The organism is Pseudomonas sp. WT-JTC (genome assembly GCF_056711565.1).
In genome coordinates this window covers 5,509,055-5,525,629 of sequence record NZ_CM160042.1, presented here as the reverse complement: position 1 = coordinate 5,525,629, position 16,575 = coordinate 5,509,055, and the positions used below count along the sequence as shown (strand labels likewise).

Sequence of the window (16,575 nt, the reverse complement as noted above, 5' to 3'; positions counted from 1 at the left end):
GGCACTCCCTTCGCGGCTTGCATCAGAAGCGCCAGATCACGTCGATGAACGCGCGGTGCATATACGAATCGACTTCCTTGCCGTAGGCATCGCCCGGCTTGAACACACCGCCACGGAAGCGCACCAGGGCCGAAGGCTCATCGATGGACTGGCTCAACGCCGCTGGCAACAGGCCTTGCTTGAAGTACTTGGTGACCACCAGGTCCATCTCCTGACCGAGGTCTTTCTCGCCATCGTTCAGCGGCAGCGAAGTGCTGGAGAGGATTGCGCCAGTTACGTCGTCGGTGTTGTTCTCGACGGCGTTGATGCCATTGCTGCCGACCGGCTTGTTGCCGTCGACGCGCCAGAACTTGTGGTAGATCAGGCTGGCGTCGTATTCATCGTTGAGCATCCACGAGCCGAACAGGGTGGCGGTCTGCATGTTGTTCATTTCGCCACGGAAGGCTTCGCCGAAACGGTGTACCCGCGAGCGGGTGCCGGTGTAGTTCGAGCGATTGCTTTCCAGGCCGTTCTGTTGGTACTCGGCGCTGGCGCGGGCATAGGCGGCACCGACTTGCCATTGCGGGTCCAGGCGCAAACGCACGCCGACATCGGTGGCCCAACCGTTAAGGTCATCACCGTGCTTGGCTTCGGTCGGGCGTGTGCCATCGGCATTCAGCGGGTTGACCGTGTCGGTATCACCGCGCATGCCGGTGATGCTGCCCCAGTAGTTGACCGTGTTGGTGTTGCGCCAGTTGTAGGCATCACTGTCGGCGGTCAGGCCGATCCAGCTGATGTCGCCGTTCTGTTTCTTGTCCAGCGAATCGGCCGGCACACCTGGCTCCGGGAAGTCGAGCTTGCCGTTGTCATGGGTGTGATGACTGCGAATGCCGACCCAGTTGCCGGGCGTCCACTGATACGCGGCATCGGCGTAGGCGTGCAGGCGATCCTTGTCTTTCGGTGCCAGTTCCTTGAGGTCGGTGCGGTACTCGCTGAAGCGTTCGGCGATACCGACGTTGGCGCGCAGCAGGGTGGTATCGAAAGTCCAGTTCAGGGCTTCGATGTTGGTGTCGCGCCATTGGCCGTCGTCATTGCGCAGGCGTTGGCGACCGAGCTTGAGGATCTCGCCGGGGTAGGGCGTGAAGCCGCTGTAGCCGACCCAGAACTCGCGCATGGCCAGGTAGTTTTTCTTGGTCTCGCGATCACCGTTGTCGGTGGTCTGGGCACCATCGGACTGTTGCAGGGTGTCGGTCTCGATGATGTCGGTGGACGTCACCGCCTGACCCATGGCGTAGGCACTCCACGCGCCGCTTTCGCCGTAGACCCAAGGGCGCAGGTCGAGACCGACGCCATTGACGTCGCCACCCGGGGCGGTGCCGAGATCGCGGTCGTCTTCGGACTGACCGGTGATTTTCACTTCGAGGCCAAAGTTCTTGGTTTCAGTGATCGCAGCAAGCGTCGGGCAGGACCAGATCAGCGCGAATGTCAGGCCGATGCCGGCCTTCATGAATGGATTCAATTTCATTTGGATTCCTCGCTGGCTTCTTCTTGCAGGGCGTTCAGCTCCGGCGTGTTCGGGCTCAGGGCACCGCGCACGGCCTGTTCTTGTTTCAACAGGCGTTGGGCTTCGGCCAGCCGGTCGGGTGGCAGTTGCGTTTGGATTGTTTGCGCAAGCTCGGTGGCTTGCGGAGTGTTCTGGGTCAGGGCCAGTTGGCTGAAGACATAGGCATTGAGCGGATCAGGCTTGGTGCCCTTGCCTTGGGAAAACAGTTGGGCGATGGCGAAGTCGGCGCTGTTCTGGCCGTTGCGCGCAGCGGTCAACAGATGGTCGAGCGCTTTCTGCGGATAGACCTTGCCCAGGTAGCCACGGCGATAGATCTGCCCCAGGTAGTAATCGGCGGCGACTTCGCGGCCGACGGCTTTCTGGAAGTGCGCTTCGGCGACCTTGGCGTCGGCCGGCACCAGTTTGCCTTCGTAGTAGAGCTTGCCCAGCAACAGTTCGGCGCGGGGCTGGTCGGCGGCGCGACCGTTGTCCAGGTACTTCATCATCTGGTCGACGTCGCCCAGTTCGGGGAAGTCGTAGAGCAGTTGCGCAAGGGAGACCCACGAGGCCGGGTAGCCCGGTGCGATCGGTTCGAGCAGCGACTGTGCGGTTTTCTCGTCGGTCTTGCCCAGGGACGAATCGGCGAGCACGCGGGCGACGCTGTCGACGCGCTGCGCCGAAACGGTGCCGCGAGCGTGAGCCGCTTGCAGCTGTTTGATCAGCTCGGCCTGTTGCTCTGGCCTGGCCTGTTTCTGATAGACCGTGGCCAGCTCGACGTAGCAGATGTCGTTGGTGTTGAGCGCGGCCTTGCAGATTTTTTCCACATCATTCAGATGCTGGTCATAGGTGCCCTGGGTGCGATAGAGCAGCACTTGCGCCAGACCGGCTTCCGGTTTGTTCTCGGCACGCCATTGGCTGATTTGCTGCTGCGCATTCACGTTGGGAAAGCTGTGCGGGTATTGCAGGTACAGCATTGCGAGCGGGATCAGCGTGTTGCCTTCGCCCGCGGCGGCGGCTTTTTTCAACAGGGTTTCGGCTTCGTGCTGCTCGGCTTCGGTGGAGCCGGGCTTGGCCACCAGCAGACGACCGAGGCGTGCCTGGGCGCGCGGCGAAACGCTGGCCGCGGCGCGGTAAGTCGCCTCGGCCTGTTTCATCTGCGCCGGGTCACGGCTGTCGACCTGAATGTCGGCCAGACCGACCTGGGCTTCGCTGTAGCCCAGGTCTGCCAGTTGCCGGTAATTCTGCGCCGCGGTGACGGTGTCACCGCGCTTGAGCGCTTCGTTGGCCAGGCGCTGGTCGGGCAGGCCGGCGCAACCGGCAAGGCTCACCGCCAATGCAACGGCACACAGAGACCCCATGTGGGAGCGGGCTTGCTCGCGAAAGCGGTGCGTCAGTCGGCACTGATGTTGAATGTCAGAACGCATTCGCGAGCAAGCCCGCTCCCACAGGGGCTGCGGTGTATTCAGGATAGGTGGAGTCGTCACAGGCATGTCCTCCGGTTACAGACCAACAGCCATGGCTTTGTCGATCAGCCAGTTCAGGTTCGGGCCACGGTCGCTGTTCACTTCCACCGGACGACCGGCGAGGGAGCTGTCCAGGGTTTCGTCCGGCTGGATCAGCACGCGGATGTCGGAGGACAGGTCGGCACTTTTCAGGCTGGTGCTGCTGACGATCTTGCCGGTGCGGGTGTGGTCTTCGCCGGCGATCTGGAAGCGCACCGAAGTACCCGGGCGCACGTCGCTGAACTGGCGATAGGAGAAGCGCGCTTCTACGTTGGCTTCGCCGCCCCGCGGGACCAGCTGGAAGATCACGTCACCCTTGCTGGCGTACTGACCGTTGGCGACCATTTGCTGGGCCACGGTGCAGTCGCAAGGCGAGGTCAGCGTGCCGGTCATTTGTTTGCCGAACAGTTCTTCAACCTTGGCCGGTTGCAGTTGGTCTTCGTCCAGATGGCCCTTGAGCACGTCGAGCATGCTGGTGCTGAAGGTCGCCAGCGGTGCACCTTTGGCGGCTACGCCGTCGGGCTTCACCAGGCTCTGCACGGTACCGTCGCGAGGCATGGTGACGTTCACGCCAGGCACGCTGACCAGGCCGGCCTGGGCGTGGCTGACGAAGTACATGCCGTACACCGATTTGAAAACAAAACCGAACGCGGCCAGGCCAACCACGAAGACCCCGAGGCTGAAGGTCACGGCTTTCATGCGTCCGAACGCAGTCATGCCATGGCCGCCGTCCTTGACCTTGCGCGCCTTGGTGAAGTTGTCGCGCTGCAGGGTCGCGAGCATTTCACCCACGCTGACGATGTCGCCGGCCAGGTGCGAAGTGATCAGGTGGCGCAGGGTCGAGATGTCCCGTGGTTCCAGGTTCTGGAACTGGCAGCCGGCGCGTCCGGTCTCGCGATCGAAGGAGCGGACCTGCAACTCGACGTCCATGGCCAGGCCGAGGTTGTCGATGACGAATTGCAGGCGGGCCTTGTACACGTCACCCATTTTCAGCGGCAATTGACCGGCGTTGAACGCCAGGCCACCGGCGGACAGGTCGATCACCCGGGCTTCGACCGGTGTCCGGTCAGGGCCGAAGAAACGCAACTTGGCCGGGATTTTCACTCGGGCGTGTTGGCGCTGGGCTTCGGATTCGTGCACTACGTTGGCGTTGACGGCGGTATTCATAAAGGCGATTTCCTGGTTAATTCAATAAGGGGGCGGTCAGACCATCAACAGCAGCACGGCGACAAAGATGCTGCCGGCAGAGAAGGTCATGGTCCGAGACGACCAGGTGTTGAACCAACGTTGAAAGCTGGCGAGATCACGGGTCAGAGAAGTGGGCTGGCGAGTCCAGGACTGTTTGTCGAGGCGGAAGAACACGTAGATCTTCACCAGTGCACCGACGATCTGGTTGTAATAGAGAATCGCCGGGTAGGCCGGGCCGATCCGGTGGCCGGAGCACGACAGCAGCACGGTCAGGATCAGGCGGGTGATGCCGATCCACAGCAGGTACACCAGGATGAACGCGGTGCCGTACTTGAAGCTGGCGATCAGTGCCACGGTCAGGCCCAGCAGCGAGGTCCACATCGACACGCGCTGGTCGAACAGCACCACCGAAGTGAACACGCCGAGGCGTTTGATCCCCAGGCCCAGGGCACGGGAGTTCTGCCGCAGGTTGTTGCCGTACCAGCGGAACATCAGTTTGCGGCTGGCCTTGATGAAGCTCTTTTCCGGCGGGTGTTCAACGGTGTTGATCGCCGCGTCGGGCACGTAGAACGTGTCGTAGCCCAGGCGCATCAGGCTGAACCAGCTCGACTTGTCATCGCCGGTAAGGAACTTGAAGCGACCCAGGCGCCAATGTTGCAGCGAGTCGCTTTCCACATCGGCGATGAAGTCCGGGTTGGTGACCACGGTGGCGCGGAACACCGACATGCGGCCAGTCATGGTCAGCACGCGCTTGGACAGGGCCATCGAGCACATGTTGATGTGGCGCTGGGCGAAACGCAGCTTGTGCCATTCGCTCATGATGTAGCCGCCGCGCACTTCGCAGAACTCGTTGGTGGTCAGGCCGCCGACATTGCCGAACAGCTGGAACCACGGCACAGTCTTGAGCACCACGCCCTCGGCCAGCACGGTGTCGCCATCGATCACCGCGACCACGGCGCGATCATCCGGCAGGTGCCGGGAGATGGCGCGGAAGCCGTAGGCCAGGCCATCGCGTTTGCCGGTGCCGGGAATGCGCACGAAGTCGAGCTTGACCCGGGACGGCGGGTTCATCCGGTTCCACAGGCTTTTCACCAGCAGTTCATCGGACATTTCCACGATGGAACAGACCACGGTGGTCGGCAGGCCGCAGTCGATGGCTTCGCGGATCACCGAGCTGTAGACCTGCGCAGTGGTCAGGGCGTCGATGCGGAAACTGGTGACCATCAGAAACACGTGGGACGGGTCAGCCGCTTTGCCCAGCTTGCGCACTTTGCGCCGCAGGTACGGGTAGACGATGTATAGAAAAATCATGCCGCGCACAAAGTGGGTGGCACCCATCGAGTAGCGCCAGATGCCCACGGCGCCAATCAGGAAAATGAAGTCCTTCGACTCGGAGTCGAACGTGGACACGGGCAACGCCATGGCGAGGCCCATCAGTAAACTCAGGTAGAACAGCCAACCGGCGGCCTGGAGTAGGCCGTGTTTTAGCCTGTGCATAATCGGAATCCTAAAGTCAGTTGCAAGCCCCAAGCTTCAAGCCCCAAGCGAGGAGCTTTGAACTTGCGGCTTGGAGCTTGAAGCTTGCGGCTGCTTTACCAGCAGATACCTTCGGCGCGGCCAGTGGTGCTGGTGGCCTTGGACATGAAGCCGACCAGGTCGATCACTTGCTTGCCCTGTGGAACTTCCTGCACCAGCGCGCGGAATTTCTCGTCGCGGTTGCCGAGGATGATCACGTCGGAGTTGTTGATCACCGCGTCGAAGTCGGAGTTGAGCAAGGATGAGACGTGAGGGATCTTCGACTCGATGTAGTCCTTGTTGGCGCCGTGAACGCGGGCGTACTCGACGTTGCTGTCGTAGATGCTCAGGTCATAACCCTTGCCGATCAGCATTTCCGCCAGGTCAACCAGCGGGCTTTCGCGCAGGTCGTCGGTGCCGGCTTTGAAGCTCAGACCCAGCAGGGCGACTTTGCGTTTGTCATGGCTGGAAACGATGTCGAAAGCGTTCTGCACCTGGGATTCGTTGCTGCGCATCAGCGAGTTGAGCAACGGGGCTTCCACGTCCAGGGAACCGGCGCGGTAGGTCAGGGCACGCACGTCTTTGGGCAGGCACGAACCGCCGAAGGCGAAGCCCGGGCGCATGTAGTACTGGGACAGGTTGAGGGTCTTGTCCTGGCAGACCACGTCCATCACTTCGCGACCGTCGACGCCGACTGCCTTGGCGATGTTGCCGATTTCGTTGGCGAAGGTGACCTTGGTGGCGTGCCACACGTTGCAGGTGTACTTGATCATCTCGGCGACCGCGATGTCCTTGCGGATGATCGGTGCGTCGAGCTCTTCGTACAGCGATTGCAGAACGTCGCCGGACGCTTTGTCGAATTCGCCGATGACGGTCATTGGCGGCTGGTCGTAGTCGGCGATGGCGGTGCTTTCACGCAGGAACTCAGGGTTCACGGCCACGCCGAAATCAACGCCGGCTTTCTTGCCGGAGCAGTCTTCGAGAATCGGGATGACCACGTTGGCCACGGTACCCGGCAGCACGGTGCTGCGCACCACGATGGTGTGGCGGGTGGTCTTGTCACGCAGGACGAAACCGATTTCGCGGCACACTGCCTCGATGTAGTTCAGCTCCAGGTCGCCGTTCTTTTTGCTCGGCGTGCCCACGCAGATCATCGACAGGTCGGTGTCGCGAATCGCCTCGGCGAAGTTGGTGGTGCCACGCAGGCGACCGGTCTGGATACCCTGGGCCAGAAGTTCGCCCAGGCCAGGTTCAACAATCGGCGATTTGCCGGCATTGATCATGTCGATCTTGTCTTTGGCCACATCGACGCCAACGACGTCATGACCCCGTGCAGACAGGCAACCGGCACATACTGCGCCGACGTAACCCAAACCGAAAATGCTGATGCGCATCGCAATTACCTCTGTATTGATCAAGCCATTAGATGGCCGGAGTTAATGGTGTTCAGCGGTGATAGTGCACTCGCAAGTACGCCGTGCAGGCGCAACGATGCCGTGTGCTGGCATATAAGTTACGAGTGTCTAAATAAATGCACTCAAGGTGTGCGCAACTAGGCCTTGTTGTTATGAATTGCCCTGTTATGCAGCCGATCCTCTTTTCAAAAGATCCAGGTGCAAAGGTCTTGCACGCCTGATCTCAGGCCGAAAGCCCGTGGATCAAGCGGTCTGGTGCTCGGGTGAGCACGTTTGTAGGGGCGCTGCCTTGGCCTTGTAGGGGATAGTCATATCGCGTTATCTCCTGTCCGCTCGCTGTTGTCCAAATCAGTGATTAGTCGGCACAAGTTATTATTACAACTTCGCTACACGAATCGCTTATCTGCGTAAGTTATCTCGTACACGCTCGGCGAGAATCGTTACCGGTGGTATGAGCGGCGCGTTTGGACATAGTTCCAGTCCACTCATCATGAAATCTGAAATTTTTTGAAATATTGAGAAAGATGGCACTGCTCTCAAATTGATAGCACTTGCCGTTTCGCCCTTTATATATAGGCGGATAATTGGGGTGGATAGTTATTTGCCACTACTGTTAAAAAAAGTCAGTGCCACTACGCAAAAAAATCATTGAAGTCGAGTGAAACTAAAGTTAGGAAACTGAGTGGTGAATTTTTGGCGCCATAAAAATGGCGAAATGGCGGGGGAAGGCTGAAGTTAATCAAGGGTCGGCGCACGAAAGTTGTGGAGGTCGTGCGCCGACTGGATGCATCACTCTGGTGCGTGATCGCGCAGGAACACCAGATTGTCCGGTTTGGATTGTTCGGCGCTGTAGCGATAGCCTTGAACGTCGAATTGCTTGAGGGTCGCCGGATCGTTGATGCGTTCTTCGATGACGAAGCGGCTCATCATGCCGCGGGCCTTTTTCGCGTAGAAGCTGATGATCTTGTACTGGCCGTTCTTCAGGTCCTTGAATTCGGTATTGATGATTCGTGCGTTCAAGGCGTTGCGTTTGACCGCCGAGAAGTACTCGTTGGACGCCAGGTTGAGCAGTACGTCATCGCCTTGATCAACCAGGGCTTCGTTCAGCCATTCGCTGATGCGTGTGCCCCAGAAAGCATACAAGTCCTTGCCCCGGGCGTTGGCCAGTTTGGTACCCATTTCCAGGCGATAGGGTTGCATCAGGTCCAGCGGGCGCAGTAGTCCGTACAGTCCGGACAACATGCGCAAATGCCGCTGGGCATAGTCGAAATCGGCTTCGCTGAAGGTTTGCGCATCCAGGCCGGTGTACACGTCGCCCTTGAAGGCCAGCAGCGCCTGCTTGGCGTTTTCCGGGGTGAACGCGGGCGTCCAGCTGCCGAAGCGCGCGGCGTTGAGCCCGCCGATCTTGTCGGAAACGTGCATCAATTCGCTGATCTGCGCCGGGGACAACTCGCGCAATTGCAGGATCAGCTCCTGGGAATGGTCGAGGTACTGCGGCTGGGTGAAGCGCTGGGTCGCCGGCGGTGTTTCATAGTCGAGGGTCTTGGCGGGTGAAATCACCATCAGCATGAAGTCGTCTCCTTTAATCGTGGCGGCGATTCTAGGGGGTTGTCCTCTCTGACTCCAGCTATCGGGGTCATAGGTGATCAATGGTTCACCACAAACCTTGTGGGAGCGGGCTTGCTCGCGAAAGCGGTATTTCAGTCACCACATATATCGACTGATCCACCGCATTCGCGAGCAAGCCCGCTCCCACAGTGGTTCTGTGTTGCTGCGGGAATTGGGAGTGGATCAGCTATAGTGCCGCGCGGGTTTTGTTATGGAGACATCCCATTGCGTATCGCTTTTCTCATCTCGATCTGGCTACTGAGCTTCGGCGCCATCGCGGCACCGGGCGATGTGGCGACGCTCGATCGCAGCACCTGGCCGGAAAAGCTTGGCAACCCGACACTGTTCGATGTGGCGTCGAGGGCCGAGATCCTCATGTTTTCCAGCGTATTGCTGGCCAGCGAGTCGCTGGATGAGCCCGCCCTGGCACAGCACCTGGGGCTGCGCACGATCAATCTGGAGTCGGTCAACCGGGTTCGCCAGCGCATGTGGCAACGGCTGCTGGACAACTACAACTACGCCCAACAGAGTTGCGACCAGGATGCCTCTTTCTGTTTTCTGGTCGAGGACATGCCTACCCTGCGCGAACAGGCCAGCAAGTTCCAGGTCAGTGCAGACAGCTATTACATCAAGTGGGCCGAGCCGAGCCGTGCGTTCCACACCCAGTACCTGGACGAACAGTTGCGCAAGGCTGCGCTGTTCCCGCAAACCAGCAGCGAAGTCGATCGTTTTGGCGACTATGAGCGCACCGGCGACGAGATGCATGACCGGCTGTTTCTGCTGACCTTCGACAGCGCCGCCAACGCCGCGCCGGACAATACGGCCTGGGTCACCGAGTACCTGCGCAAGTCGAACATGAACGGCACGTTCTTCGTTCTCGGCAAGGACATCCAGGCCCGTTTGGCAGAGCATTCGGTGAGTAACCTGCAGTCGACCTACTCGACCCAGTGCATCGGCGTGCAAGGCTGGGAGTTCCGTTCCCACAGCCACTGGCAGGACTGGCAGGACTCGGTGCGCCGCAGCGCCGAACTGGTCAAGAGCAAACTGCCGGAGAACTACGTGCCACTGTTCCGTCCGCCCGATGGTCAGCGCCGTTCCGATGCCGAAGGCTTCTTCAAGGCTCAGGGTTTGCAGGTAGCGCTATGGGACATCGACGCCCAGGACGGCGCCGGCAAACTCAAGGGCATCCAGAGCGCGCAACGGGTGCTGACCTTGATGCTGCTGTGGCGGCATGGGGTGATCAATTTCAATGCGAAGCAGGATGGCGTGAAAACGGCTTTGCCGTGGCTGGTCACGCAAACGGCGCCTGTCGGGATCGGCTGGGAAGATTGCCAGGATGCATTTCGCTGAAAGCGGCGAAAGCCAGTAAACATTGGGTTTATGGCGATTTTGGAAGGGGATTCGTTGCAGGTGGACTTCCGACTTTAAACGGGTGATGGCAGTCCGCCAAGTGTTATTGGTCACTCTGAAAAATAAACTTCAAAAAAGCGTCAAAGTACTTTTTTCTGTCACACGTTTTGGAGTATTACGAAGACAGACCGCCGAAACCTGCAACACAGGTGGCGTCTCCCAAGACCCAGCTTTGTATGCAGTTCACTTGAGTCCCCGCAGGTGAAGTTCGGCGGCCCTTCGAGGCGCAGCACCGTCAAGGTATTGCGTCGACTGGCTCCCACAAAGGTGACCGAGTATGGATGATCACGGACGTAGCTCTTCTTCCAACCAGCCAATCCTTTATGTACTCGATACCAACGTATTGATTCACGATCCAAACGCGCTGCTCAACTTCGAAGAACACCACGTCGCGATCCCGATGACCGTGCTTGAAGAGCTCGACAAGCTCAAGAGCGGGCCTCACAGCGTTGCCGCAGAATGCCGCCAAGCCATCCGACTGATCGACAAGACACTGGGCGATGCCTCACCCGAGGATGTCGAGCAGGGTGTTCCGATCCAGCGTGGCAAAAGCGGACCCAAGGGTTTGCTGTCAATTCTGATGATCAGGAATGCCGAGCCGAACCTGATTCTGCCCGAGCACCTCAATGACAACAAAATCATCAACCAACTGATCGACCTGCACGCGCGCGACCCGAAGAAGCCCGTGGTGCTGGTCACCAAAGACATCAACATGCGCCTCAAGGCGCGCGCCTGCGGGATCGAGGCCGAGGACTACAGCACCGACCAACTGGTCGACGACGTGTCCTTGCTGCCCAATGGCTACCACAACATGACCGGCTCATTCTGGGACCGCGTAAGCAAGGTCGAAACCCGTCAGGACCATGGCCGCACCTGGCACCAGGTGCAGTTGATCGACAACCTGCCGGCGGTGCACATCAATGAATTCATCATTGATGAGCAGGGCTTTGTCGGCTGGATCAAGGAGATTGAAGAAGACCGTTTGCTGATTCTCGACTTGCACCAGGAACCGCTGCTGCACCAGGAGGCCTGGGGCCTGAAGCCGCGTGATATCTATCAGAGCCTGGCGTTGTACGCCTTGCTCGATCCGGACATCCACCTGGTCAACCTCTCGGGTGCCGCAGGCTCGGGTAAAACCATCCTGGCGCTGGCCGCTGCGATTGAGCAGACCATGGTCAGCAAACGCTATCGCCGCATCATTGCCACCCGTAGCGTGCAGGGCCTGGACCAGGAAATCGGCTTTCTGCCCGGCACCGAAGCAGAAAAAATGGAGCCTTGGCTGGGCGCCATCACCGACAACCTCGAAGCCTTGCACATGGATGACGAAAGCACCCATGGCAGCGTCGACTACATCCTCAGCAAAGTGCCGTTGCAGTTCAAATCCCTCAACTACATCCGGGGTCGCAGCTTCCAGCAGAGCCTGATTTTGATCGACGAATGCCAGAACCTTACGCCGCACCAGATGAAAACCATCATCACCCGTGCCGGCGCCGGTTCCAAAGTGGTGTGCCTGGGCAACCTGGCGCAGATCGATACCCCTTACCTGTCCGCGACCAGCTCCGGGCTGACCTACCTCACTGAACGCTTCAAGGACTTCCCGAACGGGGTGCACATCACCCTGCAAGGGGTACCACGTTCGATCCTGGCCGAATACGCCGAATCGCATTTGTAACTGTCCACCGGAACCGGGCGGCCGCAAGGTTGCCCGGTTTTTTTGTACGCGACGTAAAGGCTGTGCCTCAGGGCAGACCCAATACCGATGAATGTGTTTCTGCAAAGCCTGGGGCGAAAGCAGTCTTGTTTACAGAGGTTGCGAAAAATAGCCCTTGAGGGTTTCCGTAAGAATTGATTGAGCGTTCAATACCTCTTGGGTCGGCTCAGGCTGTGAGCTACTAAACTTTTTTCGCGTCCAACTGAAAAAGAAGGGGCCATCAATAATATGTTCATTGTGTTCCGACAAATATAACTTGGTCACGGAAGCATACCTGGGGAAAACGTGAAAATGCAGTTCATGATTGAGTTCGGAAATACGCATTATGTATATTTTTTCAGGAGAAAATAGAGTGTTTAAGGCTCGCTCCGTAAATGCTAGCCCACTCATCAGTTCAGCACTTTCCTCTGCGCTTAGTTCTGCAAGTCTTGTTATGTCCCGTTTAAGAGAAATAATCATGTAGCCAGGGATGTCACAGTCCCGGCAATGAGAGATTATGATGTGTTTTCCTGAGTAAATTGTCCGTGCTGCCATGATTAGCCTCCCATGTACCAACCATGGTTAACGTGTAGTGTCTGCCCCGTTAAGCTCATGCCGGAGGTCAGTAGGAAAGTGAGTGTATTCACAATTTCTTCAGGAGATCCTAACTGGTGGCTGGGTATTTGTTCTTTCAGGTTTTTGATGAAGCTATCATCGAATTTACCCATCCCGCCGGAAACCGCACCGGGAGCAATGGCGTAGACCGGGATGTTGAATTTACTGAATTCGCGTGCTAACGATTTTGTGAAATTGATCACGCCGGCTTTTGATGCGCTGTAATGCGCGGCAGAGACGCTATAGGGAAATATTTGGTGAGTGTCAACGCCAGAGCCGGTAGCGCCCATCATGGATGCAATATTGATAATTTTTCCTTCCTTGGCCTTCAGCGCACCGAAAAAATACTTACACATCAAAAAAACACTTTTTAAATTGGTTTGCATTACAAGATCCCACTCCTGATCATCGATACCCAAGATCGGTATTCTCTTGCCATTTGTTAATTTTGGAGAGATACCGGCATTATTGATCAGTAAGTCGATGCCCTTGAATCTATCCTGGACCGCCTGTGCCGCATGTTTGACATCTTGACTCGAAGAAATACTAATTTCTAGTGCCAGTACTTTGGTTTCAGGGTGTTGACTGAGGATCCTCGATTGAAGAGCATCCAGATTGGTTTTGTTAGTATCGATAATTACCAAGTTGTAGCCAGTACTTGCCAGGCGTGTGGATAGACATGTGCCAATTGTACCCCCAGCGCCTGTCACCACCGCAGTCAATTGTCCAGAAGGCATCGCTTATGCTCCTATTTGTTGCACCGTTGATACCTATCATTTCTTTATGGGTGACCCAGATCTGAAGGCGCTGAAGAAAATCCCACCAGAACAAATCTTTCTCATCCATTGCAATGATTTGATTAGTAACTACGCCGCCGACTCCCAAGCAATGTATCCTGCTACCTGTGTGCTTTACACCCGCGGGAAGTTTTACTTCAGGGTTGGGTTTAGTGCCGCAGGTGATAACCCTTATGTTTCCTTTCAGTGCGATTGACTTGATGATGGAAAAGCCAATGCCTCTGGTTCCACCGGTGACCAGAGCAACTTTCATAATAGTAACCTTCCAGTTTTGGAGTTTGGGGTGCCGTTGCCTGCGTTGTTCAAGCTAGTGAGGCTTAATAGTTCGGTCAATCATTCCGTTGTAGGAGGTTTCACTGCAGATCTTGGGTGTGGGCTTACGGAAAATTCTTACGTCGAGATTTATTTTAAGTTAATCAGCAAGTTCTAAACTGTTGCACAAATTTTAGCTATTCGATGATGTAAAAAAATCGCATTTTCAGTAGGGTTTTGTTACACTTATTTCGGTTATTTGGCGCAGCTTCCATTGGTGTTATTAAAACTTAATAAGGAGCCAATCAGTGCGGTTCCAAAGTGGTGTGCCTGGGCAACCTGGCGCAGATCGATACCCCTTACCTGTCCGCGACCAGCTCCGGGCTGACCTACCTCACTGAACGCTTCAAGGACTTCCCGAACGGGGTGCACATCACCCTGCAAGGGGTGCCGCGCTCGATCCTGGCCGAATACGCCGAATCGCATCTGTAACTTTCCACCGGAACCGGGCGGCTTCACAGCCGCCCGGTTTTTTTGTGCCCGACACAAAACCCTTGTAGGAGCGAGCCTGCTCGCGATGGTGTGTCAGTCGACACAGCGGTGAATGACACTCCATCGCGAGCAAGCTCGCTCCTACATTTAGGGGATGGTGGTGACCTGATAATCAGGCGTGCGGAAAATTGACCCGCAGGTTTACAATCGATGCTCCTGATCAGGAGTAATCCCGTGCTGACTCATCTCGATTCCCAAGGTCGCGCCAATATGGTCGACGTCACTGAAAAAGCCGTGACGTTCCGTGAGGCGACGGCCCAAGCGCTGGTACGCATGCTGCCCGAGACCCTGCAGATGATCGTCAGCGGCGGTCACCCCAAGGGTGATGTGTTTGCCGTGGCGCGCATTGCCGGCATCCAGGCGGCGAAGAAAACCAGCGATCTGATTCCCCTGTGCCATCCGCTGATGCTGACCGGCGTCAAAGTCGAGCTCAGTGCCGAAGGCGATGACTCGGTGCGTATCGTGGCGCGCTGCAAGCTGTCCGGGCAGACCGGCGTCGAAATGGAAGCCCTGACCGCTGCCAGCGTTGCCGCGCTGACCATCTACGACATGTGTAAGGCCGTGGATCGCGGCATGACCATCGAAAGCGTGCGTCTGCTGGAGAAGGTCGGCGGCAAGAGCGGACATTTCCAGGCGGAGCAGCCATGAACGTGACCGTGAAGTTTTTCGCCCGTTATCGTGAAGCGCTGGGGCTGGACTCGGTGAAGGTCCAAGGCGATTTCGCCACCGTCGACGACGTCCGCGCACTGCTGGCCCAGCGTGACGGTGCCGAGGTATTGAGCGAGCAAAACCTGATGTGCGCCCGCAACGAAGACCTCTGCCAGCTAGACGAGCCGGTGAGCGATGGCGATGAAGTGGCGTTCTTTCCGACCGTGACCGGGGGCTGATCCATGGCGATTCGCGTGCAGTCCACCGCGTTCGATCCGGGGGCCGAAGTCAACGCCATGCACGATGCCAATGTTGGCGTCGGCGCGGTGGTGAGTTTTGTCGGCTACGTGCGCGACTTCAATGACGGCCTCGACGTGGCCGGGATGTTCCTCGAACACTATCCGGGCATGACCGAAAAAGCCCTTGGCAAGATCGCCATCGAGGCCGAACAACGCTGGCCGCTGCTCAAGCTGGAAGTGTTGCACCGCATCGGCGCCCTGGAACCGGGCGAACCGATCGTCTTCGTCGGCGCCGCCAGCGCTCATCGTCAGGCGGCATTCGACGCCTGCGCCTTTGTCATGGATTACCTGAAAACCCGCGCACCGTTCTGGAAGAAAGAAAACACCAGCGACGGGCCGCGTTGGGTCGAGGGCCGTGACAGCGATCATGCGGCGGCGGATCGCTGGAAGCAGTAAATAGCCTGTTGATTCTCGGCGAGTCTTACCGGCCCCTTCGCGAGCAAGCCCGCTCCCACATTCGACCGTGTTCTTCCTGAAAGAACTCGGTTAACTGTGGGAGCGGGCTTGCTCGCGAAGGGGCCATCAAATACACCCAACCCCTACCTGACTCGCCATCCGACCGTCGGATGCGCGCAACCCCGTTTGCCTGATTGACGGCTCATACATAAAAGTCCAAGATGGAATTATAAGTACAAAAAAAGGTTTCCACCCGTTTCAGCTTTTTCTTCTGTCTTGCCAAACCAACAATAACCGCGAGAAAACGAACATGAAGAAGTTCCCCCTCATCACCGGTCTGGCCCTGAGCCTGTTGGCGTGCAGCTCTGTGTTCGCCGCCGAGAAAACCCTGCGTATCGGCATCGAAGCCGCGTATCCACCGTTCGCCTCGAAAACCGACAAGGGCGAAATCGTCGGTTTCGACTATGACATCGGCAACGCCCTGTGCGCGCAGATGAAGGCCAAGTGTGTGTGGGTCGAGGGCGAGTTCGACGGTCTGATTCCTTCCCTGAAGGTGAAGAAAATCGACATGGCGCTGTCGTCCATGACCATCAACGAAGACCGCAAGAAGTCGGTGGACTTCACCCACAAGTACTATTTCACCTCGTCGCGCCTGGTCATGAAGGACGGCGCGGTGGTGGATGACCAGTACGCCAGCCTCAAGGGCAAGACCGTCGGCGTGCAGCGCGCTACCACCACCGACCGTTACGCCACCGAGGTGTTCGAGCCCAAGGGCATCAACGTCAAGCGCTACAGCAACAACGAAGAAATCTACATGGACCTGGCGGCCGGTCGCCTCGACGCGATTTTTGCCGACACCATTCCGCTCAATGACTTTCTGTCGATGCCGCGTGGCCAGGGTTATGCCTTTGTCGGGCCGGAGCTGAAAGATCCGAAATACGTGGGCGAGGGGGCCGGGATTGCCGTGCGCAAGGGCAACACCGAACTGGTCAGCGAGCTGAATACGGCCATTGATGGCATTCGTGCCAGTGGCGAGTACCAGAAGATTTCCGAGAAGTACTTCAAGTCCGACATCTACGGCGATTGATAGTCCGCTTTCGCGAGCAAGCCCGCTCCCACACTGGTTCTGTGTCCGCAGTTCTAATGTGGGAGCGGGCTTGCTCGCG

General features: G+C 57.7%; 15 protein-coding genes and 1 pseudogene. 7 read left to right on the top strand and 9 right to left on the bottom strand.

All coding sequences use genetic code 11. The features are described from left to right. Positions 1-22: 22 nt before the first annotated feature. The 6 genes from AC06G5_RS25050 to yaaA all read right to left on the bottom strand — a co-directional run bounded on the left by AC06G5_RS25050 (position 23) and on the right by yaaA (position 8,711). Positions 23-1,504, bottom strand: coding sequence for an alginate export family protein (locus AC06G5_RS25050; protein ID WP_480458533.1), 1,482 nt, complete (start codon positions 1,502-1,504; stop codon positions 23-25). After that, positions 1,501-3,012: an alginate biosynthesis TPR repeat lipoprotein AlgK gene (gene algK / locus AC06G5_RS25045; protein WP_413704044.1), complete on the bottom strand. Its 1,512-nt coding sequence runs from the start codon at positions 3,010-3,012 to the stop codon at positions 1,501-1,503. The genes AC06G5_RS25050 and algK overlap by 4 nt, the downstream gene beginning before the upstream one ends. A 9-nt stretch (positions 3,013-3,021) precedes the next feature. Continuing rightward, a complete protein-coding gene (locus tag AC06G5_RS25040) occupies positions 3,022-4,191 on the bottom strand; it encodes a PilZ domain-containing protein (RefSeq protein ID WP_480458532.1) in 1,170 nt (389 codons plus the stop codon). 36 nt (positions 4,192-4,227) lie between these two features. Beyond that, complete coding sequence (alg8, locus tag AC06G5_RS25035; RefSeq protein ID WP_413425827.1) at positions 4,228-5,709, bottom strand: mannuronan synthase; 1,482 nt, start codon at positions 5,707-5,709, stop codon at positions 4,228-4,230. A gap of 95 nt (positions 5,710-5,804) precedes the next feature. Further along, a complete protein-coding gene (locus AC06G5_RS25030) occupies positions 5,805-7,121 on the bottom strand; it encodes a nucleotide sugar dehydrogenase (RefSeq protein WP_057395846.1) in 1,317 nt (438 codons plus the stop codon). Between the two features lie 810 nt (positions 7,122-7,931). Beyond that, positions 7,932-8,711, bottom strand: a complete 780-nt coding sequence (yaaA, locus tag AC06G5_RS25025) for a peroxide stress protein YaaA (protein ID WP_413704045.1) — start codon at positions 8,709-8,711, stop codon at positions 7,932-7,934. A gap of 264 nt (positions 8,712-8,975) precedes the next feature. On the opposite strand from yaaA, the gene AC06G5_RS25020 reads away from it, so the two are divergent. Continuing rightward, the gene (locus tag AC06G5_RS25020) at positions 8,976-10,100 is read left to right on the top strand and encodes a polysaccharide deacetylase family protein (protein ID WP_480458531.1); all 1,125 of its coding nucleotides are present in this window, start codon (positions 8,976-8,978) and stop codon (positions 10,098-10,100) included. A gap of 337 nt (positions 10,101-10,437) precedes the next feature. Beyond that, entirely contained in the window at positions 10,438-11,832 is a 1,395-nt protein-coding gene (locus AC06G5_RS25015) for a PhoH family protein (RefSeq protein ID WP_322614769.1), read from the top strand. Positions 11,833-11,961: 129 nt separating this feature from the next. Here the strand turns inward: AC06G5_RS25015 and AC06G5_RS25010 are convergent, their stop codons facing one another. The 3 genes from AC06G5_RS25010 to AC06G5_RS25000 are packed head-to-tail and all read right to left on the bottom strand — an operon-like array spanning position 11,962 to position 13,515. Continuing rightward, positions 11,962-12,405 (bottom strand): HIT family protein, encoded by a 444-nt coding sequence (locus tag AC06G5_RS25010; protein WP_480458530.1) that lies wholly within the window; start codon positions 12,403-12,405, stop codon positions 11,962-11,964. Positions 12,406-12,407: 2 nt separating this feature from the next. After that, positions 12,408-13,202 (bottom strand): SDR family NAD(P)-dependent oxidoreductase, encoded by a 795-nt coding sequence (locus AC06G5_RS25005; protein ID WP_480458529.1) that lies wholly within the window; start codon positions 13,200-13,202, stop codon positions 12,408-12,410. Then, positions 13,090-13,515 (bottom strand): Rossmann-fold NAD(P)-binding domain-containing protein, encoded by a 426-nt coding sequence (locus tag AC06G5_RS25000; protein WP_480458528.1) that lies wholly within the window; start codon positions 13,513-13,515, stop codon positions 13,090-13,092. Before AC06G5_RS25000 ends, AC06G5_RS25005 begins: the two co-directional genes overlap by 113 nt. Positions 13,516-13,826: 311 nt before the next feature. On the opposite strand from AC06G5_RS25000, the pseudogene AC06G5_RS24995 reads away from it, so the two are divergent. The 5 genes and pseudogenes from AC06G5_RS24995 to AC06G5_RS24975 all read left to right on the top strand — a co-directional run. Then, positions 13,827-14,006: pseudogene (locus tag AC06G5_RS24995) on the top strand (PhoH family protein); the annotation flags it as partial. Between the two features lie 234 nt (positions 14,007-14,240). Continuing rightward, a complete protein-coding gene (gene moaC / locus AC06G5_RS24990) occupies positions 14,241-14,714 on the top strand; it encodes a cyclic pyranopterin monophosphate synthase MoaC (RefSeq protein ID WP_007972660.1) in 474 nt (157 codons plus the stop codon). Continuing rightward, a complete protein-coding gene (moaD, locus tag AC06G5_RS24985) occupies positions 14,711-14,953 on the top strand; it encodes a molybdopterin converting factor subunit 1 (RefSeq protein ID WP_008018597.1) in 243 nt (80 codons plus the stop codon). Before moaC ends, moaD begins: the two co-directional genes overlap by 4 nt. A 3-nt stretch (positions 14,954-14,956) precedes the next feature. Then, on the top strand, positions 14,957-15,409 hold the full coding sequence (gene moaE / locus AC06G5_RS24980) for a molybdopterin synthase catalytic subunit MoaE (protein WP_007989960.1): 453 nt from the start codon (positions 14,957-14,959) through the stop codon (positions 15,407-15,409). A gap of 310 nt (positions 15,410-15,719) precedes the next feature. Next, on the top strand, positions 15,720-16,496 hold the full coding sequence (locus tag AC06G5_RS24975; protein WP_413425820.1) for an ABC transporter substrate-binding protein: 777 nt from the start codon (positions 15,720-15,722) through the stop codon (positions 16,494-16,496). Positions 16,497-16,575: the final 79 nt, after the last annotated feature.